Origin of the sequence: Nonomuraea sp. NPDC001636 (assembly GCF_040298265.1) — a bacterium.
Lineage (GTDB): Bacteria > Actinomycetota > Actinomycetes > Streptosporangiales > Streptosporangiaceae > Nonomuraea.
The window spans coordinates 149760-176490 of sequence record NZ_JBEOZT010000004.1 but is presented as its reverse complement, the minus strand read 5'-3'; the positions used below and the strand labels follow the sequence as shown (position 1 = coordinate 176490).

Here is a 26731-nt window from a genome sequence, read left to right as displayed (position 1 = left end):
CCCACTTAGGTAAACCTTGGTGTCGCAGGTCAGGGCATTGATCATCTTCCACGTAGAGTGGGAAAGTGCTCAGGTTGGTACTGTCTCTGGTCCTGCTCGATCCGGCTGGCGTCACCGATGTCGCGCAGCGCAGCGTCCCCGTCCCCCAGGTGCTGACCCCGGACGGCGACCGCCTGGGCTACGCGCCGGTCCCGCGCCCCTACACGGGGGCGCGGCGGCTGACCGGGGTGCTGCTCGGTCATGACCCCGTCACCCGCACCGACGTGTGGTGCGGCGGCGCGATCATCGGCTCGCGCAGCCGCAGCCTGGTGCTGACGGCCGCGCACTGCCTCTACCACGACGGCCGGCCGCTCAAGCGGCTGGTCTTCATGCCCGGGTTCGACAGGGGCAACCCGCGGCACGGCGTCTGGTCCGCGGTGCGCACGTGGGCGCCGGACCGCTGGCGGGCGAACCCCGACTCCCCCGACGTGCTGCCGTACGACGTCGGCCTGGTCGGGGTCGTCAAGGGCAGGCGCCCGCTGGAGGACGTGGTCGGCCAGGGCCTGCCGCCCCTGCGCACGAGCCGCGGCGCCGAGCTGCGCGGGCTCGAACTGCTCGGCTACCCGGCGGGCAAGCGCTACCCGGGCACGCAGATGTACCGCTGCCTGGGCGACGCGGTCGAGGGCTCGACGGTGGGCCCCGGGGTGATGGTCACCCGCAACTGCCATGCCGCCGCCGGAGGGAGCGGCGGCCCGGTGCTGTACGGCGACTCGGTGGCGGGCGTGGTCTCGTCCTCCAGCCCGCTGAGCGACACCGACGGCTACACGGTGCTCGCCCGGCTGGGCGGGACGACGTTCGACCGCATGTTCACCAGGGCCGACGAGTCGATGCGGGTCAGGAAGCCAGGCTGACGGCCTCTTCGCAGATGGCATGGGTGAGCAGGGCGTCCTCGGCGCTGATCACCCGGCCCTCGCGGACCGCGAGCAGGAACTCCTGGCAGATCTGCTCGATGCCGCGCTGCCGGGCGACCGGCACCCAGTCGGGCCGCCTGGTGAGCGTCTCGCCGCCCTCGTAGTCGAGGACGTCGCCGAGGTTGACCACCCGCCGCTTGATGCCGTCGCCCATGACCTCGCAGGTCTCCTCGGCGGCGCCGCTGACCCGGTTCATGACGCCGATCGCGGTGAACCCGGCGCCCGACAGTTCGAGGACGATGTGTTCGAGCAGGTCGCGGCGGACGCGGGTGCGGATCCTGGTCTCGGTGACCGGGCCGGGGGCGAGGAACCTGAGCGTGTCCACGACGTGGATGAAGTCCTCGAAGATGGCCCGCCGGGGGGCGTCGGGGTAGTTGTCGCGGTTCTTCTCCAGCAGCACGAGATGACGGGGAAGGGCCATGAGCCCCGCGTAGCCGGGGGCGTGGCGGCGGTTGAACCCGACCATCAGCGACCTGCCCTCGGACTCGGCCAGGCGCACCAGACGCTCGGACTCGGCCAGGCTGTAGGCGATCGGCTTGTCGACGTAGACGTGGATCCCGGCGCTGAGCAGCGGCTCGACGATCTCCGGGTGCGCCTCGGTCGCGGCGTGCACGAACGCGGCGTCGACCCCCGCCTTGATCACCTCGTCGACGCTGGTGGACCGGTCGGCGACGCGGTAGGCGTCACCGAGCCGGTCGAGCCGCGCGGTGTTGCGGGTGCACAGGTGGAGGTCGAGGGACTGGGCGGCGAGCACGGGCAGGTACGCCTTCTCCGCGATGTCGCCCAGGCCGATCATGGCTATCTTCATCCGTCGAGCGTAGCCTTCAGCGCGGCCTCCACCGGCGTAGGCGCGACGCCGAAGACCTGCTGAAACGCCGAGGAGTCGAGCACGTAGGGCGCGGTGAACTGGTAGCGCACGTGCCGCAGCTCGCCGATCATGGGCGAGAACAGCCCGGACACCCGCAGCAGCGGCCACGGCAGCGTGGTCATCCTGGGCGCCGGCAGGTCCAGCAGGGCGGCCATCCGGGTGCCGACCTCGCGGAAGGTCATCGGGTCGTTGGTGGGCACGTGCCAGGCGCGGCCCCAGGCCCGCTCGTCGGCGCCGGCGGTGATCAGGGCGTCGGCCACGTCCGGCAGGTAGGTCCAGCTGTGCGGGACGTCGGCGGGGAAGACGAGCCGGATCGTCCGGCCGGCCCTGAGCGCGGGGATGAAGCGGGTGCCCAGGTGGGACTGGTCGGTGGCGCCGGGGCCGAAGAAGTCCGAGCCGCGCACCTCGGTCACCCTGATCCGCCCTTCGCGGTGGGCGGCCAGCGCGTCGTGCCAGATCTGCGCCCGTACCCGGGCCTTGGGGGTGGTGGAGGCCAGCGGCAGGTCCTCGGTCATCGGGCCGGAGACCGGCCCGTACGGGTAGAGGTTGCCCAGGATGGCGAGCACCGCCCCGCTCGACTCCGCGGCGGTCAGGAACGAGGCGGCCATCGGCGGCCAGTCGGTCAGCCACCGGTGGTAGGCCGGGTTGACGCAGTTGTACAGGACGTCGGCCCCCTTGGCCAGCTCGGACAGCCGGGCCTGGTCGGCCACGTCGGCGGCCACCCTGACCGTGCCCTCCGGCCCGCGGCCCGACCGGGTCACGACGACGACCTCGTGCCCCTGCGCGGCGAGCTTGGCGGCCAGGTGCGTGCCGACCTGGCCGGACCCCACGACGACGTGCTTACCCATGATCAGACCTGCTTCCAGATGAAGCGCAGCAGCGCGTTGACGACGAAGACGGCGGCGAAGACGATCGCCGGGGTGACCCGGCCGGCGGCGTAGAGCGCGAGCGCGCCGCCGCCGAACCAGACGATCTCCAGCACGACGCGGGCCAGGCCGGTGAGCGGGATCGTGGCGTTCGCGCCGCCTCCCGCGCCGAACAGCGCCCACACCGCGATGAACAGCGCCGGGCCGCCCAGCCCCGCCAGGAGCTTGATCGCCCAGTTGGGGCTGAGCGTGAAGCCCCAGTAGGCCACCGCGCCGAGCACGCCGAGCTCCAGGAAGAACATCAGGACGGCGTTGGCGTTCTTGGCGAGGGCGAGCATGGGGATCTCCTGAGGGGGTGCGCTGTTCGCTTACGAGAGCAATGCTCTCTCAAAAGAGCGGCATTCGTCAAGAGCAGTGCTCTCGTTTTTTGCCAGTGCTCTGGTAACCTGCTGTGCATGACAGCCAGCCGTACCGCGCGAGAGCGCGTCAGAGCCGAGCTCACCAGGGAGATCACCGACATCGCCCGCCGCCAACTGGCCACCGACGGCGCGGGCGGCCTGTCGCTGCGGGCCGTGGCCCGGGAGATGGGCATGGTCTCCTCGGCCATCTACCGCTACTTCCCGAGCCGCGACGACCTGCTGACCGCCCTGATCATCGACGGCTACAACGCGCTGGGCCAGGCCGTCGAGCAGGCCGAGGCCGCCTGCCCGCGCACGGCCCACCTCGGCCGCTGGCTGGCCGCCGGCCATGCCGTGCGCGACTGGGCGGTGGCCCACCCCCACGAGTACGCCCTGATCTACGGCTCCCCCGTGCCCGGCTACCAGGCGCCGCAGGACACCGTCGCGGCCCGGCTGCGCGACGTCACCGTGCTCGGCGCGATCGTCGCCGACGCCTGGAACGCGGGCGAGCTGCACCCGCCGGCCGTCCCCGAGCCGCCCGCCGAGGTGGCCGCGGACGCCGACAACATCCGCGCCCTGATGCCCGGCGTGCCCGACGACGTGGTGTGGCGGGCGATGGCGTCCTGGTCGACGCTCTACGGCTGGGTCAACTTCGAGGTGTTCGGCCAGTTCAACAACACGATCGAGAGCCGGCGGGCGGCCTTCGACCACGCGCTCCGGCTGGCCGCCGCGGCGCTCGGCCTCGCCACGTGACCGGAACGTCCCCGCACGCCGAAAGGGGCAGGGGTGCACGTGCACTCCTGCCCCTTGCGCGAGAACGTCAGCGCGCGGCGCGGTTGACCGCCGAGATGATGGCCTTGAGCGAGGCCGTGGTGGTGTTGGCGTCGATGCCCACGCCCCACAGCACCTGCCCGTCGACCTCGCACTCCAGGTAGGAGGCGGCCTTGGCGTCGCTGCCTGCGCTCATCGCGTGCTCGACGTAGTCGAGGACCCGCACCTTGATGCCGACGCCCGCGATGGCGTCGATGAAGGCCGAGATCGGGCCGTTGCCCACGCCCGCGATCTCCCGGATCTCACCGTCGAGACGCACGTCGGCGCCGATGCGGTCTTTGTCGTCGACGGTCGACTCGTGGCGGTGGGCCATGAGGCTCAGCCGGCCCCAGCGGTTGGCGGGGGTGGGCAGGTACTCGTCGCGGAAGATCTCGTACATGGCGCTGGGGCTGATCTCGCCGCCGCCCGCGTCGGTGCGGGCCTGCACGACCTTGGAGAACTCGATCTGCAGCCGGCGCGGCAGGTCGAGCTGGTGGTCGGCCTTCATGATGTAGGCCACGCCGCCCTTGCCCGACTGGCTGTTGACCCGGATGACGGCCTCGTAGGTGCGGCCGATGTCCTTGGGGTCGATCGGCAGGTAGGGCACCGCCCAGGTGAACTCGGCCACCGGCGTGCCGGCCGCCGCGGCGTCGCGCTCCAGGTGCTCGAAGCCCTTCTTGATGGCGTCCTGGTGGGAGCCGGAGAAGGCGGTGTAGACCAGCTCGCCGCCCCACGGGTGGCGCGGGTGCACCGGCAGCTGGTTGCAGTACTCGGTGACGCGGCGGATCTCGTCGATGTCACTGAAGTCGATCTCGGGGTCGACGCCCTGCGAGAACAGGTTCATGCCCAGGGTGACCAGGCACACGTTGCCGGTGCGCTCGCCGTTGCCGAACAGGCAGCCCTCGATGCGGTCGGCGCCGGCCATGTAGCCCAGCTCGGCGGCGGCCACGGCGCTGCCCCGGTCGTTGTGCGGGTGCAGCGACAGCACGATCGAGTCGCGGTGCCGCAGGTTGCGGTGCATCCACTCGATCTGGTCGGCGTAGACGTTGGGCGTGGCCATCTCGACCGTGGCGGGCAGGTTGATGATGACCTTGCGGTCGGGGGTGGGCTGCCACACCTCGTTGACGGCGTCGCACACCTCGACGGCGTACTCCAGCTCGGTGCCGGTGAACGACTCGGGCGAGTACTGGTAGAAGACGTCGACGTCGGTGGCCTCGGCCAGCTTCCTGACCAGCTTGGCGCCCTCGACGGCGATGGCGGTGATGCCGTCCTTGTCCTGGCCGAACACGACGCGGCGCTGGAGCGTGGAGGTCGAGTTGTACAGGTGGACGATGGCCTGCTTGGCGCCCTCGATCGCCTCGAAGGTGCGCTCGATCAGCTCGGGCCTGGCCTGGGTCAGCACCTGGATGACGACGTCGTCGGGGATGCGGCCCTCGTCGATGATCTGCCGGACGAAGTCGAAGTCGGTCTGGGAGGCGGCCGGGAAGCCCACCTCGATCTCCTTGTAGCCCATGCGTACCAGCAGCTCGAACATCTGGAGCTTGCGGTGGGAGTCCATCGGGTCGATCAGGGCCTGGTTGCCGTCGCGCAGGTCGACCGCGCACCACCGGGGCGCCTTGGTGATGACCTGGTCGGGCCAGGTGCGATCGGTCAGCCGGATCGGTTCGAACGGCTGATAACGATGGGCCGGCATGGGACTGGGCTGCTGGGCGTTCATGTCTGCTGCTCCTCGTCGGTCGAGTCGAAAGCGGCCGACGCGCATGACTGGCTCCGCGACGAGGGAGCCGGCCTTACAGGCCCTCGCCGCGGCAGCTAAGAAGCAGCCCGCGCAGCATGCCAAGCACGCTACCAGACGTCTCGGGATTCGCTGCCCTAGATCTCACATCATGAGAGCCGATCGGTCCACCGATGGTGAAACACCAGGTCAGGGCCGCGAAATTCCGGCGCGGGTCATCACTCGTCCGGGATGAGCACGCTCAGGCAGGTGACGCAGCCCTCCAGCCGCTCGAACTCCGAGATGTCCACCCTCGTCACGGCGAGCCCGCGCCGCTCCAGCATCGCCGCGGTCCTCGGGGCGGAGGCGGCCAGCAGCACCCGGTCGCCGCCCAGCGGCACCACGTGCGCGCCCGGCTCCTCCGGCGGTTCCAGCAGGCCGGGCAGCTCGACGCGGCCGGGATCGCCGATGAGCGTCCCGTCGGGCAGGGCGGTCACCGCCGACTTCAGGTGCAGCACGCCGCGCAGGCCCACGGGCACGACCCGCCGCTCGGGCAGCAGGGCGGCGAGCTGGCTGACGCCCTCGTCGTCGGTGCGGGCCGACCTGCCGACGTACACGGTGGGGCCGACCTGGAGCACGTCGCCGCCGTCCAGGGTGCCGGGGCGGGCGATCCGGACCGCCTTCAGGCCGAGCTCCCGTACGGCCCGCTCCACGGACTCCACCTCCGGGCGCCGCTCCGGCGCGCCCGGCCGGGTGAGCACGGCCAGCCGCCCCGACACCACGACGGCGTCCTCCACGAAAGGCGCGTCGGGCAGGTGGTCGGCGTCCTCGGCGTAGACCGGCCGCCATCCGGCCGCGGCCAGCGCCGCGACGTAGGCGTCGTGCTGGTGACGTGCGCGTTCGTGGTCCACGGGCGCGCGCTCGATGTGCGTGACGATGCCCTCGGCGATCCGGGGTCCGGGCTTCCTTACCAGCGCGATACCAGACATAGGGCGTGTTCTATCACGCAGTCGTTAGAGTCTTGGGCATGCGGGACGACGAGATTCTCACCAGGATCAGCGCTCTGGTCGCCGAGGAGCACGAGCTGCGCGGCAGGCTGTCGGCGGGCGAGGTCACCTCCGACGAGGAGCACGCACGGGTCAAGCAGCTGGAGGTGGCGCTCGACCAGTGCTGGGACCTGCTCCGGCAGCGCCGGGCCAGGCGCGGCGCGGGCGAGGACCCCGACGGCGCGGCCGTCCGCCCGGCCGGCGAGGTGGAGAACTACCGGCAGTAGGGCCCACCGGCGGTAAAACGGCTGGCCGGAGGCAGTGCCGATGCGATTGGCTGGAGGGATGCACATCCAGCCAATCGACCCCGACCGGCCGGGCGAGCTGATGACGGGCCTGCACGACGCCTACCTGGCCGCCCACGCGCACGAGCCCGGCCCCAAGTTGTCGCTCACCCGCCTGTCCGTCATCGCCCTCCTGGGCCCTCCCGGTGACCGGGTCGAGTCCTGGGTCCTGACCGACGGCGGCAAGGTCGCCGGCGGCTACAGCCTGGCGCTGCCCCAGTCCGACAACCGGCACATGGGCTGGCTGTTCCCGCTCGTGGTCCGGCCCGAGCTGCAAGGCCGCGGCCTCGGCAGCGAGCTGTTCGAGCACGCCCTCGGCCGGATGCGCGCCCACGGCCGCACCCTGCTGCTCACCGAGACGCCCACCACCGGCGTCGGCGCCCGCTTCGCCCGCGCCCACGGCATGACGGTCGCGCTCCAGGAGGCCCGCCGCACGCTCGACCTGCGCACGGCCGACTGGGCCGCGCTGCGCGGCATGCTGCCCGAGGTGCCCGGCTACCGCGTCGAGCGGTTCACCGGCCCGGCCGGTCCTGAGCTGCTGGCCGACCTCGCCACGGTGATGAGCGGCATGAACGACGCCCCGCGCGACGCCGACGTCGAGGACATGACCTTCGACCTCGACCGCCTGCGCCTGCGCGAGGAGCGCGTCACGCTCAGCGGCGAGACCTGCTACACGATGATCGCCAGGCGCGAGTCCGACGGCGCGCCCGCCGGCTACACGCGGATCTACCTCACCGCCGACCGCTCCGACGGCTGGGGCCACCAGGCCGACACCACCGTCCTGCGCGAGCACCGCGGCCATCGCCTGGGCCTGCTGCTCAAGCTGTCCAACCTGTTGTGGCTGCGCGAGCACGAACCGCACCTGGAGCGGATCATCACCTGGAACGCCACGTCCAACGCCCACATGCTGGCCATCAACGAGGCCATGGGGTTCGAGCTGCTCGACGAGTGGGACGAGTGGCGGCTGACGGTCTGACCTTTCCCCGGCTAACCTGACACGTCATGACGTTGGAGGCGTTGAGGGACGCGGATCCGCGGCAGGTGGGGCGCTACGCCCTCCTGGGCCGGCTGGGCGAGGGCGGCATGGGCGTCGTCTACCTGGGCGAGGAGCCCGGCGGCACCCGGGTGGCCGTCAAGCTCATCCACGCCAGGATGGACGCCGACCCCGACTTCCGGCGCAGGTTCGCCCGCGAGGTGGCCGCGGCCCGGCGGGTCGCCCGCTTCTGCACCGCCCCGGTGCTCGACGCCGACGTGCACGCGGACGTGGCGTACCTGGTCACCGAGTACGTCGAGGGGCCCAGCCTGGACGACGCGGTGCGCGACTCGGGGCCGCTGAAGGGCTCCGCGCTCGACGGGCTGGCCGCGGCCATGGCGATGGCGTTGCGGGCCATCCACGGGGCCGGGGTCGTGCACCGTGACCTCAAGCCGTCGAACGTGCTGCTGTCCCAGGTGGGGCCCAAGGTCATCGACTTCGGCATCGCGCGGCTGGCGGAGTCGGAGATGAGCAGCGCGATCGTGGGGACGCCGTCGTACATGTCGCCCGAGCAGGTGGCGGGGTCGCGGGTCGGGCCGGCCTCGGACATCTTCTCGTGGGGCTGCACGGTCGCCTTCGCCGCCGGGGGGCTGCCGCCGTTCGGGTCGGGGTCGGTGCCGACGGTCCTGTTACGCATCGTCAACGAGGCTCCCGAGCTGCGCGGGTTGTCGGGGCCGCTGCTCGACCTGGTGACCGCGTCCCTGGCCAAGAGCCCGGCCGCCCGCCCCACGGCCCAGGACCTGATGGACGCCCTCAGCACCGCCACCCCCTCGGCCGCCCTCCCCACCCCGCCCCCCTCCCCCGCCACCGTGACTCCGGCCCCCCTCCCCCCTTCTCCTCCCGCTGCCGGGACGCCGGCCACCGTCCCCCCTTCTCCTCCCGAAGGGACGGACGCGCCGACGGCGGGGAAGCGGCGGACGAGGCTGCTGGCCGCGGCCGCGGCGGTCGTGGTGGCGGCCGCCGGCGTCACCACGGCCCTGCTGTGGCCCCACGACGACACCCCCGCGAGCACCCGCACGGCCACCGGCACAGGCCCGGCCTCCACCGCGACACCCCGCAACCCGCTGCGCGAGAACGGCGTCACCTTCTGGTCGGAGAAGGAGAAGGCCGCCGCCCGCCAGGCCGCCGTGTGGCGCAAGGACCGTCCGGCCGACGCCGCGCTCATGGAGCGGCTGGCCGCCGTCCCGCACGCCATCCGCCTGAACCAGCCCGAGGTCAGGGCCACGGTCGAGACGGCCGTGACCGCCGCGCAGGAGGCGGGCGGCGTACCGGTGTTCCTGGTCAACTACATGCCGGGCGGCGGCGACTGCTCCTCCGTCGGCGCGGGCGAGATGCAGGTCTACCAGCAGTGGGTCAAGGGCGTCGCCCGGCAGATCGGCGACCGCAAGGCGGTGATCATCCTGGAGCCGTCCAGCCTGGTCAACCTGCCCGGCACCAAGGACTGCACGCTGGCCGGCACGGCCGAGCAGCGCTACCGCGACCTGCGCGAGGCCGTTCAATCGCTCAAGACCGGGCACCCCGGCACGGCCGTCTACCTCGACGGCAGCCAGGACCTCTACCCCGGCACCGAGGTCATGGCCCAGCGTCTGATCGGCGCCGGGATCGACCGGGCCGACGGGTTCTTCGTCAACACCGCCGCCTTCCAGGCCACCCCCAAGGCCGTCGAGTACGGCAAGTCGCTGTCGGCCTGCATCGCCGTCATGCGCAGGACGGGCGGCGCCACCTGCCCGAAGGACGCCGACCCCGGCGGCGACCTGCCGCACTTCGTGGTGGACACGGCCAGGAACGGCCAGGGCTCGTGGTCGCCGACGAAGAAGTACAAAGACCCGCAGACCTGGTGCAACCCACCGGGCCGGGGCGTCGGCGAGCGGCCCACCACCGACACGGGCGAGGAGCTGGCGGACGCCTACCTGTGGATCACCCGCGCCGGCAGCTCCGGCGGACGCTGCCGGCGCGGCACGAACGGCGACAAGGACCCCGAACGCGGCGTGGTGGCGCCGGAGAGCGGCGAGTGGTGGGCCGATCTGGCGCTCGAACGCGCGAAGAACGCCCGGCCCCCGTTGCGCTGAGGAAAACCCGATGTTAAGCGCACGTTAGATCTGAGCCGCCGCACCTTGTCCGAACAACCTTCTGGGGAGAGGCTCTGGCCTGCATCCACTCCCCCCAGGAGGTCCTACATGAACAAAGCGCGCGTGCCGTGGAAGGCAGTGATCGGCGGCTCCGTCGGCAATCTGGTCGAGTGGTACGACTGGTTCGTCTACAGCAGCTTCGCCGTGTACTTCGCCGCTTCGTTCTTCCCTGACGGGGACGACACGGCCAAGCTGCTCAACACCGCGGCCATCTTCGCCGTCGGCTTCTTCATGCGCCCGCTCGGCGGCTGGCTGCTCGGCCGGTACGCCGACCGCCGGGGCCGCAAGGCGGCGCTCACGCTCACCGTCACGCTGATGTCGGCCAGCGCGCTGCTGATCGCCATCGCGCCGACGTACGAGTCGGTCGGCTACTTCGGCGCGCTGGTCCTGGTGGTCGCGCGGCTGCTCCAGGGCCTGTCGGTGGGCGGCGAGTACGCCGCCAGCGCCACGTACCTGACCGAGGCCACCCCGCGCGGCCGGCGCGGCTTCGCCTCCAGCTTCCAGTACGTCTCCATGACCGCCGGCCAGCTCGTCGGCCTCGGCCTGCAGATCATCCTGCAGAACACGATGTCGAAGGAGGCCCTGAACTCCTACGGCTGGCGCGTGCCGTTCGTGGTCGGGGCCCTGGCCGCCGCCGTCGTGTTCTACCTGCGCCGCAGCCTGCTGGAGACCGAGGCGTACGGCGAGGAGGAAGAGGAGCGCCGCGACAAGGGCACCATCAGGCAGCTCCTGGCGCACAGGAAGGAGGCGCTGCTGGTCATCGCCCTGACCATGGGCGGCACGGTCGCGTACTACACCTACACGACGTACCTCACCAAGTACCTGTCGAACACCGCGGGCCTGCCGAAGGAGACGGCCACGCTGGTCAGCTTCTGCGCGCTGTTCATCTTCATGTGCCTGCAGCCGCTGGCCGGGTCGCTGTCGGACCGCATCGGGCGCCGGCCGCTGCTGATCACGTTCGGCATCGGGTCGATGCTGGGGACGGTGCCGCTGATGACCGCGCTGGGCGGGGCGAGCGGCTTCGGGGGCGCGCTCGTCCTGTCGCTCGTCGGCCTGGTGATCGTGACCGGCTACACCTCGATCAACGCCGTGGTGAAGGCCGAGCTGTTCCCGACGCACGTGCGCGCGCTGGGGGTGGCGCTGCCGTACGCGATCGCGAACGCGCTGTTCGGCGGCACCGCCGAGTACGTCGCCCTGTGGTTCAAGGACAAGGGCATCGAGTCCGGCTTCTACTGGTACGTCTCCGCCTGCGCCGCCGTCTCCCTGATCGTCTACCTGACCATGCGCGAGACCCGCGACGCGGCGCTGTCCCGCAGCGAGGGCGCCGAGCCGTCGGATCCGGTCACCGCCCGCGTCTAACCTGGCACCATGCGGGTTCTCCTGGTCGAGGACGACGATCGGCTCGCCTCCGCGCTCACCACCGCGCTGGCCCGGCACGGCCATTCGGTCACCCGCGCCGGCCTGGCCGTCGACGCCCTCCGCCTGGCGGGGGGCGCCGACTTCGTCCTGCTCGACCTGGGCCTGCCCGACATGGACGGGCTCGACGTGCTGCGCCGGCTGCGCCGCGTCTCGGCGGTGCCGCTCATCGTGGTCACCGCCCGCACGCAGGAGCGCGAGGTGCTGCGCGGCCTGCGCTCGGGGGCCGACGACTACCTGGTCAAGCCGTTCCGCACGGTCGAGCTGATGGCCCGCATGGAGGCGGTGCTGCGGCGCGGCACGCGTCCGATGCCGGCGCGCGACCACGTGGTGTGCGTCGGCGACGTGCGCATCGACCTGGAGTGCAGGCAGGTCACGGTGGCCGGGCAGCCGGTGGCGCTGACCAGGCGCGAGTTCGACGTGCTGGCGCTGCTGGCCCGCGAGCCGGGCGTGGTGCGCAGCCGGGAGGAGATCCTCGACGAGGTCTGGGGCGATCCGCTGCTGTCGGTGTCCCGGTCGCTCGACGTGCACGTGGCGGGGCTGCGGTCCAAGACCGGGCGTCCCGGGCTGGTGGAGACGTTGCGCGGCACCGGCTACCGGCTGGGCCCGGCGGGATGAACGCGCGGCTGGTGGTCACGTTCACCACGCTGATCGTCTTCCTGATCGCGGCGCTGGCGGTGCCGCTCGGCCTGGCCTACGCCTCCCACCGGACCAACCGCCTGCTGCTCGACCGGCGCGCCGACGCCACCCGCTTCGCCGAGCTGGCCGACGCCGCGGCCCGCGACGACGACCGCACGGGCCTGATCACCGAGGTGTCCCGCTACGCCGACCTGTACGGCGCGGCCGTCCGGGTGCGCGACCGCGACGGCTCGATCCTGGTCTCGGCCGGCCGGTTCGAGGCCGACGACCGGGAGGCGACCCGGCTCGCGCTGTCCGGCCGCACGACCGAGGACCTGCCCACGGTCAGCCCGTTCGGCCCGGCCACGGTGCTGCTGGCCGAGCCCGCCGGGCGGGACGCGCAGGTGTCCGGCGTGGTGCTGCTGGAGGCCCCGACCGGGCAGGCCCGGCTGGACGTGTCGCTGGTCTGGGGCGCGCTGGCGGCGGGGGCGCTGGTCGCGCTGGCCTGGTCGGCGCTGGCGGCCCGGCGGCTGGCCCGCTGGATCCTGCGGCCGGTGACCGAGCTCGACCGCACCACGCGGGCCATCGCGCAGGGTCAGCTCGACGCGCGGGCGCATCCCGGAGCGGGCCCGTCGGAGCTGCGGCGGCTGGAGGAGCGCTTCAACGCGATGGCCGACGCGGTCTCGGCGGCGATGGAACGGCAGCGCGCGTTCGTGGCCGACGCCTCGCACGAGCTGCGCACCCCGCTCACCGTGCTCGGGCTGCGGCTGGAGAACCTGGAGCCGCACCTGCGCGAGGAGGGCACGGCCGAGTACGCCGAGGCGATGTCCGAGCTCGACCGGCTGGCGTTGCTGGTGGAGGACCTGCTGGCGCTGGCCAAGGTCGAGGCGGGCGCGGGCCTGGCGGGCAAGGAGGCCGGGCTCGGCGAGCGGCTGGCGGTGTGGCGCGAGGTCTACGCGGCCAAGGGCGTGTGCCTGGTGGCCGACGTCCCGGCGGGCGCGGTGGTGCCGGAGGCGGCGGCCAGGATCGCCGACATCGCCCTGGACAACGCCCAGAAGTTCGTCCCCGAGGGCGGCACGGTGACGGTCACGCTCGACGGCGGGGTGCTGCGCGTGGCCGACGACGGGCCGGGGCTGGGCGCGGCGGAGCGGGCCGAGGCGCTGGGACGGTTCTGGCGGTCGGGGGCGCACGCGAACGTCCCGGGCAGCGGGCTCGGCCTGGCCATCGCGGCCGAGCTGGCCAAGGCGTGCGGGGCCACCCTGCGGCTGCTGCCCGCCGTGCCGCACGGGCTGGTGGTCGAGCTGGCCCTGGCTCAGCCGTAGACCGAGCGGTAGTAGCGGGCCGCGCCCGGGTGCAGGGGCACGACGCCGGTGCCGATGGCGTAACGCCTGTCGAGGCGGCCGCCGGGAGCGGAGGGGGCCTGGAGGCGGTCGCGGGCGCGGAAGAGCGTCTCGGTGACGGTGAAGGCCAGGTCGTCGGGGAGCGTCGTACGGCACATCAGGTAGCTCGGCGTGCCCACGGTCGGCACCTGCCTGGCCAGCCCGTACGCGCCGGCCGGCACGGCGGCGTGCTCGTAGACCGGCCCGTAGCGGCGGCGCAGCACCGGCACCAGCGACTCCAGCGGCACCAGCGCGATGTCGTCGAGCGCGGCGAGCGCGGGCGTCGGCACGCCGCCCGACCAGAAGAACGCCTCGATCCGGCCGCCGCGCAGCTCGGTGATCGAGGCGTCGAGGCCGAGCCTGCTGATCTGCGGCGGCGTGCGCAGCCCGGCGGCCGACAACACGCGCGTCGCGGTCACGGCCGTGCCCGACCCCTCGACCCCGATCGACACCGGACGCCCCGCCAGGTCGCCGACGCCGGTGATGCGCGCCCCCTCGCGGACGACCAGATGCACGTAGTTCATGTACATCCGGGCCAGCGCGGCGACCGGCTGGTGGCGCACCCTGACCGCGTCGTCGGCGCTGTCGGCCAGCGCGAACCCGACGTCGGCCCGGCCGCCGGCCATCATGGTGAGGTTCTGGACGCTGGCCGCGGTCTCCACCACCCGCACGGTCAGCCCGTCGTGCCGCAGCTCGCCCGCCAGCCGCTGCCCGAGCGCGCCGTACGGGCCACACGCCAGCCCGGTGACCAGCCGCAGCTCGGCGGGCCTGGCCGTGGAGCAGCCGGCCGCCAGCGCGGCGAGCCCGAGGAAGGCTCGGCGGGACATGGGCATGATGTCACGGTATCCGGTCGCGCAGAATGGACAGTGTGACCGAACGGGACGCACGCCTGCGCATCGCCGCCGAGCTGAGGATGTTCGTGCCCGTGAGCCGCCGGGGCGAGTGGCAGCGGGTGACCACCGACGGCACCTCGACGCTCGGCCATCACGTGGAGTCGCTCGGCATCCCGCTGACCGAGGCGGGCCCGATGCTGTCCGACGGCCGCGGCGTGGCCCCGTCCCACCTGCTCGCGCCGGGCGAGACCGTCGAGGTGCACCCGATGCCCCGGCCGCAGCCGCTGCCCGCCGGGCCGCGGTTCCTGCTCGACGTGCACCTCGGCACGCTGGCCCGGCGGCTGCGCCTGCTCGGCGTGGACACCGCGTACCACAACGACATGGACGACCCGGCGCTGGTGGTCCAGGCCGACGAGGAGCGGCGGGTGCTGCTCACCCAGGACCGCGGGCTGCTGCGCCGCCGCGCGCTGTGGCTGGGCGCCTACGTCCGCGGCTCGCGCCCCGCCGACCAGCTCCGCGACGTGCTCGAACGCTTCGAGCCGCCGCTGGCCCCCTGGACGCGCTGCACGGCCTGCAACGGCGTGCTCGTGCCGGTGACGAAGGAGGAGGTCGGGCCGCTGCTGGAGGCCGGCACCCGGCGCGGCTACGACGCCTACGGCCGGTGCGGCGACTGCGGCCAGGTCTACTGGCAGGGCGCGCACAGCGACAACCTTGAGGAGATCGTGCAATCGGCGCGCATTTGGGCCAATAGCCGCTGATTCGCGCTTTGAGAACGACCGTCAAGTTGATCTCAAAAACACCCTCGGCCGGGGGTTACGCGGACGATCAAGGGTATGAGCAGGGGAAACGGCATCACCCGAAATCGGGTGCATACTGACACCCTTCCACCCCGTTGAGCAAAAGACTCCAATTCGGCGTTTATCCGGAAAAATTCGGTTACGTCGCGTTTCCGCGTATCCATCTCGCGGCGCACGATCGGGGGAAATACCGCAAATGGCCAAGAATCGAAAGCTCGGCCACGGCGCCGGGCCCGCTCCACGCGTATGGAGCGTCAGAAGGAAGTGGGCCACCGCCATTGTCGGCATGGCCACGACGCTGGTGGGCCTGCCCGGCGTCGTGGTGAAGTACAGCCAGGCGCAGAGCGAGCGGGAGACGCCCCGGCTCGTCATCACCGCGCCCGTCACCGGCCCCGGGGCCACCGCCTCGCCCTGCCCGCTGGTGAGAGGCACCGCCACGCTTCCCGAGGGCACGACCCTGCTGATCGGCGTACGCCGGACGACCGGCACGCCGCGCACCAGACACACCCGGTTCTACCGCGTCGACCCCGTACGGGCCTCCGGCCAGTGGGACGTGCCCGTCTCGCTCGAAGGCGACGACCCCGCGATGGCCGGCGAGTGGTATGCGATCACCGCGCTCACCGTGCCGACCGAGTGGGCCGACTTCCTGGAGAAGGTCGGCGGCACCCCGGGCGATCCGCTGATGTCCGCGTCCGCGATGCCGCCGCACGTGGGCGAGACGCCCGCCATAGAGGTCCAGCGGGACGCCGGCCCCGCCACCTGCTGAACCCTGCCGTGACCTCGCCGTCAGGCGCGGTCGAACTCGCTCGCCTTCACGCCCGCCACGAACGCGTCCCACTCGGCGGGCGTGAAGAACAGCTTGGGCCCGTCGGGGTCCTTGGAGTCACGCACGACGACCAGCTCGGCCTGCCCGCCCTTGTGCGCAGGGCCGCCAGGAACGTTCTTGAGCTCGGCGATCTCGACGCAGTTGCCGCCGTTGTCGCCGGAAAAACTGGACTTCTGCCACTGGACACAGCTCAGGTCCATCGTTCCACCATGGCTTTCTTTATCGTTTCAAGGGACATGCTCAAGGGCAACGCCTCGGTACGGATGGCCTCGAACCGCTCCACGGCCGCCGAGACGTCCTCATGATCGCTCGTGGTGATGCCGCGCACCGCGGTTTCCGCGTACAACACCTCGGAGCCTCCGTCCAGGGTCGCGATCACGAAGCCACCCGTCAAGCCGGAGTGCAGCCCGTGCGGGAGGACCTGGATGCTGAGCCGCGGGGTGACCGCGTCGAGCAGCCGCCGGAGCTGACCCTTCATCAGCTCCGGCCCGCCGATGGGCCGGAACAGCACCGCCTCGTCGATGACGCAGCGCAGCGACGGAGGGTCGTCGCGGGCAAGGATCGCCTGCCTCTCCATGCGCGCGGCCACCGCGGCCTCGTTGCCGCGCAGCAGGGCGCGGGCGTACTGCTCGGTCTGCAGGAGGCCGGGCACCAGGAGCGGCTCGTAGGTGCGCAGGGTGAGCGCCGCCTGCTCCTTCTCGTGCCACTTGCCGAACCAGGAGGGGAAGATCTGACCCTTGCGCCAGTCGAGCAGGCGGCGCAGGGCGCCGCCGGTGCCGAGAGCCTTGTCGCAGGCCTCGGCGAACTCGGGGCTGGCCGGGAGCTGACCGGTCTCGACGCCGCTGATCAGGCCCTCGCTGAAATGGATGCGCTCGGCGAGCTGCCCCTGTGTCAGGCCCGCCGCCTTCCGGTAGTGCCGCAACTCTCTGCCCCATATCGCCTGAGGCGCGTAGAAGTCGGCCACCCTGCCCTCCCCTCGCCCGGGTTCAACGACAACGGCACGGACTTCAAAGTCCACTCCTTGCAATCAGATCACTACCGACCGTAGTCATATGGCGTCACGCTGGCCACATGAAATCCGAAAGTCCCGCCGTGACGCTCGCCGACCGGCGGCCCCTGCCGGACACGGTCCTCGGCGAACGGCGGATGCCCCGGCACCCCGGCTGCGTCTCCTCCGTGCGGCGGTTCGTCCGCGACGTCGCCAAGGATCACGAAGCGGCGGAGGCCGCCGTCGAGATCGCCCAGCTGCTCGTCTCGGAGCTGGTCACCAACGCGCTCACCCACGCCCGCTCGGCGGACCCCGTCCGGGTCGTGGTGGTCCGGGAGGGCCGGCTGCTGACCGTGGAGGTCCGCGACTCGTGCGCCGCCCTTCCCCGGATGGGCCAGGCCGATCCCCTGGCCTGCCGGGGGCGGGGGCTGGCCATCGTCCACAGCCTGTCCCACGACTGGGGCTGGAACCCCGTGCCGCCCGGCAAGGCGGTCTGGTTCCAGGTCGTCGCCTGGGCGTCCTAGCGGCAGTCCTAGCGGCACACGTCGAACGGCTCGACCCCCGGCAGGTACGTCCGCCACTCCGCCGCCGTGAGCGCGCGGCCGGCGCGGGCGCACACCGTCGCGGCCACATGCCGCCGGTCGAGGTCGTGCGTACGGAAGGCGCCGTCGTCGTCCAGGGTGTGCAGCTTGGTGCCGTCGGCCGAGAAGCCGAGCCAGACGTTGTCGCCCGCCGACTCGGCCATCGCGTCGAACACGACCCCGACGTACCGCCGCGAGGCCACGTCCCACAGGCGGATCCGCGGGCCCTTCTCGTACGTGGCGATCAGCCGCCCGTCGGGCGACCAGACCGGCAGCGCGAACTGCTCCGCGCCCGGCACGGTGGGGAAGGCGCCGAGCATGGTCCGCAGGTCCCGGTCCCAGAGCGTGATCCGGTCAGGATGCGAGAAGGCCACCTGGCGGCCGTCCGGGCTGTAGGCGAAGGCGCCGCCGACCCGCCGGGCCTCGGCCCCCACCGGCAGCACGGTCCCGCCCACCGGATCGTAGAGCCGCAGCTCAGGGCCGCCCATGAGCAGCCGCGAACCGTCCGGCGCGAAGTCCATGGGCCCGGCGCCCGTCACCTTCGTGGTCCGCGCCCGCGAACTCGCGAGGTCGTGCAGCTCCAGCGGCAGCTGCCCCTCGAACCTGGACGGCAGCACGGCCAGGGTCCGGCCGCCGGGGTCGAAGGCGAGCGCGTCGGCCTTCTCCGCCCCCTTCCCGGCCAGCTCGACCGCCTGTGTCTCCCGCCCGCTCGCGACGTCCAGCACCCGGACGCGGGCGCCGTCGCCGTAGGCCAGCCGCGTGCCGTCCGCGCTGAAGGCCATCGCCGAGCCGTCGCCCTTCCAGGCGATCGGACCGGCCAGACGGCGGCGGGTCGCCGGGTCGAGCAGTTCGAGCCGGTCGTCCCGCTTGACGGCCAGGACCCGGCCGTCCTGGCTCATCCGCAGGTCGGGCAGCTCGTCGCCGAGCCGGGGATCGAACAGCGGCGAGACATCGACGGTGGAGACGCCGCCCGCCGCGTTCAGCAGCCGTACGGCCTTGCCCGCCAGGTCGAAGCGGACCTGCGTGACGCCCTCCGGCACCGGGAGCAGCAGGGCGGTCACCAGGCTGTCGCGCGGCCGCAGGGCGAGCAGGTCCGCCGGTCGCCACGTGGCCAGGTACCGGCCGTCGAAGACCAGGTCCGCGGCCTGGGCGTTCTCGCCTTCGAGCTCGTACTCGGTGGTGCCGGAGGGCAGCTCGTACAGGCGGACCTTGGGTTTGTCGTGGCGGGCCACGTCCTCGACGACCACGAGGGCACGGCCGTCGTCGCTGAACCTGGCCTCGACGGTGGTGCCGGTGCCGGGCAGCGCCGGCAGGTGCAGCCGCCGGCGGCGACGCAGGTCCCACACCTGCGACCGGTCCTCGCTGTCGGCGACGAAGCCGTAGCGGCCGTCGGGGCTGACGCCGTTGAGTATCGCGCCGCCGGGGGCGGTGAGGGGCTTACGGGTGGCGACGTCCCACCATTGCTCGCCGTCGGAGCCGTACGGCACCGCGAGCCGGCGGCCGGTGCGGTCGAACTCCAGCGCCCCGAACCCGCTCGCCCTGCTCGCGAACCGGCCGCCGAGTCGGCTGCCGGTGACGGTGTCCCACAGCCGCACGCCCTTGTCGTCCCGGGCGGCCAGCAGGCGGCCGTCGAGGCTCACGGCGACGCTCTGCACGCCCGCGCCGAGCCCGGCCAGCTCGTGCAGCTTCCGGCCGGTCGGGACGTCCCACAGGCGGGCGGTGCCGTCCGTCACGGAGGCCAGGACGTGGCCGTCCGTGCTGAGCGCCTGCACGCTCTCCGCGTCCACGTACGGCGCCACGAACACGTCGGTGACGTGCTGGGAGCCCGCGTCGTACAGCGCGCCCGCCGTCTCGACCAGCCCCGGGGCCAGCCGCCAGGCCGCCACGGAGAGCAGGCCGGCCAGCGCGGGCTCCAGCTCGCGCAGCCCGGCGGCGCGCAGCGCCAGCTCCCTGGCCAGCGCCTCGTCCCGTTGCCGGGCCGACTCCCTGCGCAGGTACTCCGCCGCCCCGAGCCCGCCCAGCGCCGCCACCAGCAGCACCGCCAGCACGGCGGCGATCAGGCCGCGCCGCCGGGTGCGCCTGCGGGCCTGCCCGGCGGCGGCGTCCAGGAAGTCGCGCTCGCGTGCGGCCAGGGTGAGGTCCTTGCGTTCGGTGGCGGCCCACTGCAGCGTGCGGTCCAGGTTGGTGCCCTGGAGCAGGTCGGCGGGCTTGCGGCCGTGGCCGTCCCATTCGGCGGCGGCCTCGGCCAGGCGGCGGTGCACGGGCAGCCCCTCGCGGTTGCCCGCCAGCCAGTCGCGCAGCCGCGGCCACGCCTGCACCAGGCCGGGGGCGACCAGCTCGTACCCGCCGCCGCCCGGCGCCAGGATGCCTGCCGAGACGAACACGGCGAGCATCGAGTCGACCGCCTTGGCCTCGGGCAGTTCCTCGCGCTCCACGGGACGCAGGCCGTCGCCGTCGAGCAGCCGCAGGAAGACCTCGGGCACGGCCGTCCGCTCGTCCTCGCTCAGCTCGCCGTACAGTTCCTCGGCGATCGCCCCCAGATCGGGCCCGGCCTGCCCCCTCAGCTCCCCCGCCACGAGCCCGCCACGGGCCAGCGGGTCGCCGGCGTCCCGGCGGGCGCCCTCGCCCAGCAGGCGGAGCAGCAGGTCCCCGGCCGCGGGACGGGCGGCGGGATCGCGGGCGGTGGCGGCCGACACCAGCGGGGCCAGCTCCTCCGGCAGGCCGGCGACGTCCGCCTCGAACTCCAGCACCCGGCCCACGACCGCCATCGGCTCGCCGGCCTCGACCGCGTCGCGCCCCCGCGCCGCGAACAGCACCACCATCCCCCACGCCCACACGTCGGCCGCCTCGGTGGCGGCGCGCCCGGTGAGCACCTCGGGCGCCATGTAGCCCGGCGTGCCCATGATCGGCCCGGTCGTGGTCGGCCCTGCTTCCCTGGCCACGCCGAAGTCGATCACACGCGGGCCGTCCGGGCCCAGGATGATGTTGTCCGGCTTGAGGTCGCGGTGGACGATCCCGGCCCGGTGGATGGCCGTCAGCGCGGTCGCGACGCCGATCGCCAGGCGGCGCAGCGCGTCCCCCTCGTACGCCCCCGCCCCCGCGGCCACCTCCCGCAGGCTCGGCCCCGGGACGTACTCGCTGACGATGTACAGCGGCGCGTCGTCCACCTGCGCCTCGATCACCCTGGCCGTGCAGAACGAGGCCACCCGCTGGGCCGCCGCCGCCTCCTTGGCCAGCCTGGACCGCGACTCCGCGCTGTCGGACCTCGGCACCTTGACCGCGACGCGCTCCCCGGCCTCGCCGTACGCCTCGTAGACCACGCCCTGGCCGCCCGCGCCCAGCCGTCCGGCCAGCCAGTAACGGCCCAAGCGGTGAGGGTCGGACGAAATCAGGGGAGCCATCAGATGTGCCATTCTGATCGACATCTCCTCCGAAAAGGAAGGCCGCGTGGAATTCCGCATCATGGGGCCGCTCGACGTCCGCGACGGCGGCCGGGATCGCACCCCCACGACCCCGAAGCACCGGGACCTGCTGGCGATGTTCCTGCTGAACGCGGGCCGCCCGCTGACCGTGGAACGGCTGCGCCGGCTGCTGTGGCCCCGCGAGGGCGGGGACCGCTCCGACTCCCTCGTCCGCGGGTACGTGGGCCAGCTCCGCCAGCTCCTGGGCAAGGACGTGATCACGACCGTGTCCGGCTCGTACGTGCTGGCGATCGGCGCCCACCAGCTCGACGTCGACCGGTTCCGGCTGCTGGTCGACCGCGGCTCGTACGAGGAGGCCCTGTCGCTGTGGCGCGGCCCCGCACTGGAGGACCTCGACCCCGACGGCGAGCGGTGGGCGGAGACCCGGCGACTGCGCGAGGAGCTGGAGGAGCTGCGCCTGCTCGCCCTGGAGCGCCGCGTCCAGGCCGACCTCGACGCCGGCCGCCACCGCGAGCTGCTGGCGGAGCTGAAGCGGCTGACCAAGCAGCACCCGCTGTGGCAGCGCTTCCGCGGCCATTACATGCTGGCCCTCTACCGCAGCGGCCGCCGGGTCGAAGCGCTGGCCGCGTACGCGGTGCTGCGCGACCAGCTCGACGGCGGCCACGCGATCGAGCCCGACCCCGAGCTGCAGCTGCTCTACCACCGCATGCTCCACGACGACGTGTCGCTGCACGTCTCGGCGGGCCCCCCGGTGCTGCTGCCGCCGGACATCGCGAACTTCACCGGCCGCGCCGACCTGCTCGACCGGGTGGTCGGCGGCCACGTCGTCGTGCACGGACAGGCCGGCGCGGGCAAGTCGGCCCTGGCCGTGCACGCCGCCTGGCGGGCCCGCGAGTCCTTCCCCGACGGCATCCTGTACGCCGACCTGCGCGAGACCACGGCGCCCTCGGCCGTCCTGGAGGACTTCCTGCGCTGGCTCGGCTGCCCGGCCCAGGCCATCCCGGCCGGGCTGGAGCAGCGCGAGCGCCTGTTCCGCACCTACACGGCCAACCGCCGCCTGCTGGTGCTGCTGGACAACGCCGCCGGCGAGGCCCAGGTGCGCCCGCTGCTGACGTCCTGCCCGACGGTCGTGACCAGCCGCTCGTCGCTGGGCGGCCTGACCGGCGCGACCCGGCTGTCGGTCGGCGTGCTCGGCCAGGAGGACGCCCTGGCCCTGCTCGTGGCCGGCTCCGGACGGCCCGCGGACGAGGCGCTGCACCGGCTGGCCCGCTTCTGCGGCGGCCTGCCGATCGCGCTGCGCATCGCCGCGTCCAGGCTGGCCGCCCGCCCGAACTGGACGGTGGACTACCTGGTGGGCCTCCTTGAGGACGAGCACAAGCGGCTCGACCGGCTGCACGCGGGCGACCAGACGGTCCGCAGCGTGCTCGCCATCGGCTACGAGGGCCTGCCCGAACCGGCCAGGCGGACGTTACGCGGCCTCGGCGCCCTGTCGGCCCCCGACTTCGCCGACTGGCTCACCGACCGGCTCGGCGGCGGCGCCGAGGCCCTGGTGGACGCCGGTCTGCTGGAGACGCACGGCGTGGACGCGGCCGGCCAGATCCGCTACCGCATGCACGACCTGACCCGGCTGTTCGCGCGCGAGCAGCCGCTGCCGGGCGTGCTGGCCGAGGTGTCGGAGCTCGTTCTGGCCCGGGTGCGGGCCTCGCGCTTCTCGCTGGTGTCGGGCGACCCCGGCACGGCCGTGGCGACCAGGGACATCAGGGAGTCGGTCGAGTGGCTGGACGCCGAGCGGCCGTTCCTGGTGAGCCTGGTGGCCGACCTGCACGCCGCCGGGCTCGACGATCCGTGCTGGCGGCTGGCGCACCTGCTGGGGCCGTACCTGGAGCGGCACCGGTTCCTCGACGACTGGCGGGCGGTCTCGCAGCGGGCGCTGGAGTCCGCGCGGCGGGCCGGTGACGACCGGGGCGAGGCGCTCGTCCTGCTCGGCCAGGGCGACCTGCACCTGGCCGAGCGCGATTGGGACCTGGCCCACGAGAAGCTGCGGCTGGCGCTCGGCATGTTCCTGCGGCAGGGCCGCACCCGCGACGTCAACCACACCCGCCGCCGCCTGGGCCGGGTGCACCTGGAGCGGGACCGGCTGGAGGAGGCCGAGCGGGCGCTGCTGGCCTGCCTGGAGGCGGCCGACCACCAGCGGGACGCCGCCGACGCCGAGCGCGTGCTCGGGGCGGTGCTGCGCCGCGCGGGACGGCTGGAGGAGGCCGCCGTCCACCTGACGGCGGCCGTCGGCCACCTGACGGAGCTGGGCGACCGTCACCGGCAGGCCGACACCCTGCTCGACCTGGCCGCCGTACGGCTGGCGCAGGGCGCCAAGGCCGATGCCAGGTCGGCCGCCGAACGTGCCAGGGGCATCGCCGTACGGCTCGGCGACCGCCTGCTGGACGCGTACGCGCTGCTGGCCCTGGCCGGGGTCAACCGCGCCGAGGGAGCCGCCGGGCGTGCCCGCGAGCTGGCCACGGCCGCCCTGGAGGGCTTCGACGAGACCGGCGACCGCCGTGCCGCCGCCAACGCCCGCGCCTTCCTGTCCACCCCCTGACCCCGCCCCCCGCTTGCTCCGCACCCGCGGCTCCGCAACCCGGGCATCACCCGGGCCCCCGTCGCCCACCGCCCGCCGCGGCGGGTGTCCGGCTTGGTGACGAGTCCGTCGCGTCGGGTGGTGAGGGCCGGGGCCCCGGCTTACAGTGATCGTGTGGCCGATGACCTCAAGCCCGCCCGGACGACGTCCGCCCGCCGCGGCGCCGCGCTGGCCGTCGCCGTCGCGGCCGCCCTCCTGGTGCTCACCGCGATCATGCCCTGGGCCGGCGTCGAGGCCCGCAGCGACCTGATCGGCGCGGGCGTCTCCGACGACGTGCGCGGCGTCGACGTCAGCGCGGGCCTCTACACGCTGCTCGCCGGGCTGGCCGCGCTGGCGCTCGGCGTCACGGGCCTGCTGGGCGCCCGTCCGCGCGTGGCGGCGCTCGCGGTGGTGCCGGGCGCGGTGGCCACGCTGCTGCTGGTGATGTTCGTCGCCGACCCGCAGCGCGTCGGCGACCGGCTCTCCATCGACCTGGGCGGGCTGCTGTCGGTCGAGCCGGTCATCAGGTTCGGCTGGTTCGCCGCGCTGGCCTGCTCGGTCGCGGTCGTCGTGCTGTCCGTGCTGGCCCTCGTGCGGCGCGCGCGCTGACCGCCCGGCCCGGCGGGATCACCGGCACGGTCAGTCGAAGAAGCCGAGGCGGCGCAGCTGCTTGGGGTCGCGCTGCCAGTCTTTGGCCACGCTGATCCGCAGGTCGAGGTAGACCCGCGTGCCGAGCAGCGCCTCGATCTGCTTGCGGGCCCTGGTGCCCACGTCGCGCAGCCGCTCGCCCTTGTGCCCGATGACGATGGCCTTCTGGGAGGGCCGCTCGACGAACATGTGGGCGTAGATGTCGAGCAGGTCGTCGCGGCCCTCGCGGGGCAGCATCTCGTCGACGACCACGGCGATCGAGTGCGGCAGCTCGTCGCGCACGCCCTCCAGGGCCGCCTCCCTGATGAGCTCGCCCACCATCACCTGCTCGGGCTCGTCGGTGAGCTGCCCGCCCTCGTACAGCGGCGGCGACTCGGGCAGGTGCTCGATCAGCACGTCGCCCAGCACGTCGAGCTGCTCGCCCGACTGCGCCGACACCGGCACGACCGCCGCGAACTCGGCCACCTGCGACACCGCGAGCAGCTGCTGGGCGACCTGCTCCCGGCTCGCCAGGTCGCACTTGGTCACCACGGCGACCACGGGCGTCTTCTTCACCGCCGCCAGCTTGTCGGCGATGAAGCGGTCGCCCTTGCCGATCGGCTCGTTGGCGGGCACGCAGAAGCCGATCACGTCGACCTCGGTGAGCGTGGACAGCACCAGGCTGTCCAGCCGCTCGCCGAGGAGCGTGCGCGGCCGGTGCAGGCCCGGCGTGTCCACGATGACGATCTGGGCGTCGGGGCGGTGCACGATGCCCCTGATGACCCGCCTGGTCGTCTGCGGCTTGGACGAGGTGATCGCCACCTTGGCGCCGACCAGGGCATTCATCAATGTGGACTTGCCGACGTTCGGCCTTCCCACGAAGCAGGCGAATCCGGCGCGATGATTGTCTGGCGAAGTCACATTGTGCATTGTCGCTTATCAGCTGCCGTGTTCACGCCACCAGGCGAACGCGTCGGGCAGTGCCAGGGGTGTCCAGGCCGGCGTCGTCAGGCCGCCGGCCTCGTGCTCGGTCACCCATCGGTAGTCGTTGATCTCCTCGCCGTCGGGGGTCGGCGTGCCGGCGGCGAGGGTGCAGGCGTACATGGCGATGACGTACGCCACCTCGTGGCCGTTGGGGTAGACCGTGCGGTACTCGGGGCCGCCGTAGACGCCGACCAGCCCGCGCACCTCGACCTCGATGGCCAGCTCTTCGCGCAGCTCCCTGACCACCGCGTCCTGCGGCCGCTCGCCGGGGTCGACGCCGCCGCCGGGGGTGGCCCACAGGCCGTCGTCGCCGTGCCGGGCCATCAGCACCCGCCCGGCGCGGTCGAAGACGCACCCGTTGACCGACGGCAGCATGAGCAGGTCGTTGCCGATCTTGGCGCGCAGCCGGGCCAGGAACGGCGACATGGCCACCTCAGGACCTCAGCGTGCCGTCGGGACCGGCCACGAGCAGGGCCTTGACGCCCAGCTCGGCCGCGACCGCCTCGTCGGCCGGGTCCGGCTCGCCCGCCGTCACCAGCGCGACCGCCTCCAGCGAGCGCGCGCCGCCGGAGACCGCCATGGCCACCGCGACCTGCACGGCCGACAGCGTCAGCGACGACAACGCGACGCCGGTCGCCGAGTACGTGCGGCCGGTCTCGTCGCGCACGGCGGCGCCCTCGGCGGCCTCGTTGCGCGCCCTGACCGCCCGCGCCAGGGTGATGATCTTGCTGTCTTCAGGATCGAGAGTCACGGGAACCAGGTTAGGCCGTGGACATCGACAGCAGGGCGGCGACCAGCTTCCTCGTCCGGTCCCGGTCGACGTCGCTCATGCCCGCGTGCACGACCGACACCAGCGTGTCGCCGTCCCGCGAGAGCACGACGTCGAGGGCGTACGGGTAGCCGTTCAGCCGTCCGCGCAGCCGTGCCGCGGCGGCCTCGTCCCCGGAGCGGGCGGCGTCGCCGACGTCCAGCCTGCGGGCCCGCAGGGCGGTGCCGCCCGACGTCCGGATCTCCCGGCACGACTCCAGGGCCTCTCTCAGGTCGTCGAAGCGCGCCTCGGCCTCCTCGCCGGCGTACCTGGCCAGGCCGACGGCCGCCCGCTCCCCCAGGCCGTCCCCCTGGTAGCTGACCGCCGCCTGGCCGGTGAGCCCCTCCTCGGGCGCGTGCCCGGCCGCCACGTCGAGCGCGGCCCGGCACGCCTGGTCCACCCGGCCGAACGGCACCCGCCAGGCCTGCTCGGGCCGTTGCGCGAAGCCGTCCGGCAGGCTCGGCCGCCTGTTGAGCACCTCACGGAGCTGGGCCATGGCCTGGGCGTCGACGACGGCCGCCATCTTCCCGTCCGCCCCGCCGCCGCCCGCGCAGCCCGCCAGGGTAGCGGCCAGCAGCCCGTACACGATGATCCGCGCTTTCATGATTCCCCCTGGACCGCAGCCTCCCCCGGCGACGAATGCGGCAATCTCCGCAGAGGTTCCACCAAACGCAAAAAGGGTGCCCTCGCCTGGTTTCCAGACGAGAACACCCTTTACGCCGATCGACGTCCTGGCCGGCTAG

The 26731-nt window shown here is 73.2% G+C and carries 26 protein-coding genes; 13 read left to right on the top strand and 13 right to left on the bottom strand.

The genetic code is table 11. The annotated features are described in order from the left end of the window. Window positions 1-65 precede the first annotated feature (65 nt). Complete coding sequence (locus ABT158_RS10540) at window positions 66-890, top strand: trypsin-like serine peptidase (RefSeq protein WP_352352496.1); 825 nt, start codon at window positions 66-68, stop codon at window positions 888-890. Here the strand turns inward: ABT158_RS10540 and ABT158_RS10535 are convergent. From ABT158_RS10535 to ABT158_RS10525, 3 genes are read right to left on the bottom strand one after another with little or no spacing between them, the layout of a single operon-like run. After that, the gene (locus ABT158_RS10535; protein WP_352352495.1) at window positions 874-1758 is read right to left on the bottom strand and encodes a Gfo/Idh/MocA family protein; all 885 of its coding nucleotides are present in this window, start codon (window positions 1756-1758) and stop codon (window positions 874-876) included. The two genes, ABT158_RS10540 and ABT158_RS10535, sit on opposite strands and share 17 nt — an antisense overlap. Continuing rightward, window positions 1755-2666, bottom strand: coding sequence for an NAD-dependent epimerase/dehydratase family protein (locus ABT158_RS10530; RefSeq protein ID WP_352352494.1), 912 nt, complete (start codon window positions 2664-2666; stop codon window positions 1755-1757). Before ABT158_RS10530 ends, ABT158_RS10535 begins: the two co-directional genes overlap by 4 nt. A 2-nt stretch (window positions 2667-2668) precedes the next feature. After that, window positions 2669-3022, bottom strand: coding sequence for a YrdB family protein (locus ABT158_RS10525; protein ID WP_352352493.1), 354 nt, complete (start codon window positions 3020-3022; stop codon window positions 2669-2671). Between the two features lie 117 nt (window positions 3023-3139). Between ABT158_RS10525 and ABT158_RS10520 the strand changes: the two genes are divergently transcribed. Next, window positions 3140-3835 carry a TetR/AcrR family transcriptional regulator gene (locus tag ABT158_RS10520; RefSeq protein WP_352352492.1) on the top strand — a complete coding sequence of 232 codons (696 nt, stop codon included), beginning with the start codon at window positions 3140-3142 and terminating at the stop codon, window positions 3833-3835. A gap of 67 nt (window positions 3836-3902) precedes the next feature. On the opposite strand, the gene leuA is transcribed toward ABT158_RS10520, so the two are convergent. Both leuA and ddaH read right to left on the bottom strand, forming a co-directional pair. Further along, complete coding sequence (gene leuA / locus ABT158_RS10515) at window positions 3903-5609, bottom strand: 2-isopropylmalate synthase (RefSeq protein ID WP_352352491.1); 1707 nt, start codon at window positions 5607-5609, stop codon at window positions 3903-3905. A 236-nt stretch (window positions 5610-5845) separates the two neighbouring features. Further along, window positions 5846-6595 carry a dimethylargininase gene (gene ddaH / locus ABT158_RS10510; protein ID WP_352352490.1) on the bottom strand — a complete coding sequence of 250 codons (750 nt, stop codon included), beginning with the start codon at window positions 6593-6595 and terminating at the stop codon, window positions 5846-5848. Between the two features lie 38 nt (window positions 6596-6633). On the opposite strand from ddaH, the gene ABT158_RS10505 reads away from it, so the two are divergent. The 6 genes from ABT158_RS10505 to ABT158_RS10480 all read left to right on the top strand — a co-directional run bounded on the left by ABT158_RS10505 (window position 6634) and on the right by ABT158_RS10480 (window position 13454). Then, a complete protein-coding gene (locus ABT158_RS10505) occupies window positions 6634-6879 on the top strand; it encodes a DUF2630 family protein (RefSeq protein WP_352327988.1) in 246 nt (81 codons plus the stop codon). A gap of 58 nt (window positions 6880-6937) precedes the next feature. After that, a complete protein-coding gene (locus tag ABT158_RS10500; protein WP_352352489.1) occupies window positions 6938-7912 on the top strand; it encodes a GNAT family N-acetyltransferase in 975 nt (324 codons plus the stop codon). 26 nt (window positions 7913-7938) lie between these two features. Beyond that, a complete protein-coding gene (locus ABT158_RS10495) occupies window positions 7939-10038 on the top strand; it encodes a glycoside hydrolase family 6 protein (RefSeq protein ID WP_352352488.1) in 2100 nt (699 codons plus the stop codon). A gap of 108 nt (window positions 10039-10146) precedes the next feature. Continuing rightward, a complete protein-coding gene (locus tag ABT158_RS10490; protein WP_352352487.1) occupies window positions 10147-11457 on the top strand; it encodes an MFS transporter in 1311 nt (436 codons plus the stop codon). Window positions 11458-11466: 9 nt separating this feature from the next. Then, complete coding sequence (locus ABT158_RS10485; protein ID WP_352352486.1) at window positions 11467-12132, top strand: response regulator transcription factor; 666 nt, start codon at window positions 11467-11469, stop codon at window positions 12130-12132. Continuing rightward, window positions 12129-13454 (top strand): sensor histidine kinase, encoded by a 1326-nt coding sequence (locus ABT158_RS10480; protein ID WP_352352485.1) that lies wholly within the window; start codon window positions 12129-12131, stop codon window positions 13452-13454. Before ABT158_RS10485 ends, ABT158_RS10480 begins: the two co-directional genes overlap by 4 nt. Here the strand turns inward: ABT158_RS10480 and ABT158_RS10475 are convergent. Further along, window positions 13445-14344 (bottom strand): TAXI family TRAP transporter solute-binding subunit, encoded by a 900-nt coding sequence (locus tag ABT158_RS10475; RefSeq protein ID WP_352352484.1) that lies wholly within the window; start codon window positions 14342-14344, stop codon window positions 13445-13447. The two genes, ABT158_RS10480 and ABT158_RS10475, sit on opposite strands and share 10 nt — an antisense overlap. Before the next feature lie 26 nt (window positions 14345-14370). Between ABT158_RS10475 and ABT158_RS10470 the strand changes: the two genes are divergently transcribed. Together ABT158_RS10470 and ABT158_RS10465 are read left to right on the top strand one after the other, a co-directional pair. Next, window positions 14371-15102, top strand: a complete 732-nt coding sequence (locus ABT158_RS10470) for a Mut7-C RNAse domain-containing protein (RefSeq protein ID WP_352352483.1) — start codon at window positions 14371-14373, stop codon at window positions 15100-15102. A gap of 325 nt (window positions 15103-15427) precedes the next feature. Further along, a complete protein-coding gene (locus ABT158_RS10465) occupies window positions 15428-15907 on the top strand; it encodes a hypothetical protein (RefSeq protein WP_352352482.1) in 480 nt (159 codons plus the stop codon). A gap of 20 nt (window positions 15908-15927) precedes the next feature. Here ABT158_RS10465 and ABT158_RS10460 read toward each other — a convergent pair whose 3' ends face one another. Then, complete coding sequence (locus tag ABT158_RS10460) at window positions 15928-16167, bottom strand: DUF397 domain-containing protein (RefSeq protein WP_352352481.1); 240 nt, start codon at window positions 16165-16167, stop codon at window positions 15928-15930. Next, on the bottom strand, window positions 16158-16931 hold the full coding sequence (locus ABT158_RS10455) for a helix-turn-helix domain-containing protein (protein ID WP_352352480.1): 774 nt from the start codon (window positions 16929-16931) through the stop codon (window positions 16158-16160). Before ABT158_RS10455 ends, ABT158_RS10460 begins: the two co-directional genes overlap by 10 nt. A 107-nt stretch (window positions 16932-17038) precedes the next feature. On the opposite strand from ABT158_RS10455, the gene ABT158_RS10450 reads away from it, so the two are divergent. Continuing rightward, window positions 17039-17479 (top strand): ATP-binding protein, encoded by a 441-nt coding sequence (locus ABT158_RS10450; RefSeq protein ID WP_352352479.1) that lies wholly within the window; start codon window positions 17039-17041, stop codon window positions 17477-17479. Between the two features lie 8 nt (window positions 17480-17487). Here ABT158_RS10450 and ABT158_RS10445 read toward each other — a convergent pair whose 3' ends face one another. Next, window positions 17488-20904, bottom strand: a complete 3417-nt coding sequence (locus ABT158_RS10445; RefSeq protein ID WP_352352478.1) for a protein kinase domain-containing protein — start codon at window positions 20902-20904, stop codon at window positions 17488-17490. A gap of 79 nt (window positions 20905-20983) precedes the next feature. Between ABT158_RS10445 and ABT158_RS10440 the strand changes: the two genes are divergently transcribed. Continuing rightward, window positions 20984-23551 (top strand): AfsR/SARP family transcriptional regulator, encoded by a 2568-nt coding sequence (locus tag ABT158_RS10440; RefSeq protein ID WP_352352477.1) that lies wholly within the window; start codon window positions 20984-20986, stop codon window positions 23549-23551. Between the two features lie 153 nt (window positions 23552-23704). Further along, entirely contained in the window at window positions 23705-24178 is a 474-nt protein-coding gene (locus ABT158_RS10435) for a hypothetical protein (RefSeq protein ID WP_352352476.1), read from the top strand. A 30-nt stretch (window positions 24179-24208) separates the two neighbouring features. Here ABT158_RS10435 and era read toward each other — a convergent pair whose 3' ends face one another. The 4 genes from era to ABT158_RS10415 are packed head-to-tail and all read right to left on the bottom strand — an operon-like array spanning window position 24209 to window position 26592. Next, complete coding sequence (gene era / locus ABT158_RS10430) at window positions 24209-25117, bottom strand: GTPase Era (protein WP_502911505.1); 909 nt, start codon at window positions 25115-25117, stop codon at window positions 24209-24211. Window positions 25118-25135: 18 nt separating this feature from the next. Beyond that, window positions 25136-25606 (bottom strand): NUDIX domain-containing protein, encoded by a 471-nt coding sequence (locus ABT158_RS10425; RefSeq protein ID WP_352352474.1) that lies wholly within the window; start codon window positions 25604-25606, stop codon window positions 25136-25138. 7 nt (window positions 25607-25613) lie between these two features. After that, a complete protein-coding gene (locus tag ABT158_RS10420; RefSeq protein ID WP_397175585.1) occupies window positions 25614-25931 on the bottom strand; it encodes a cytidine deaminase-like protein in 318 nt (105 codons plus the stop codon). Window positions 25932-25941: 10 nt separating this feature from the next. Continuing rightward, window positions 25942-26592 carry a hypothetical protein gene (locus tag ABT158_RS10415; RefSeq protein WP_352352473.1) on the bottom strand — a complete coding sequence of 217 codons (651 nt, stop codon included), beginning with the start codon at window positions 26590-26592 and terminating at the stop codon, window positions 25942-25944. Between the last annotated feature and the right edge of the window lie 139 nt (window positions 26593-26731).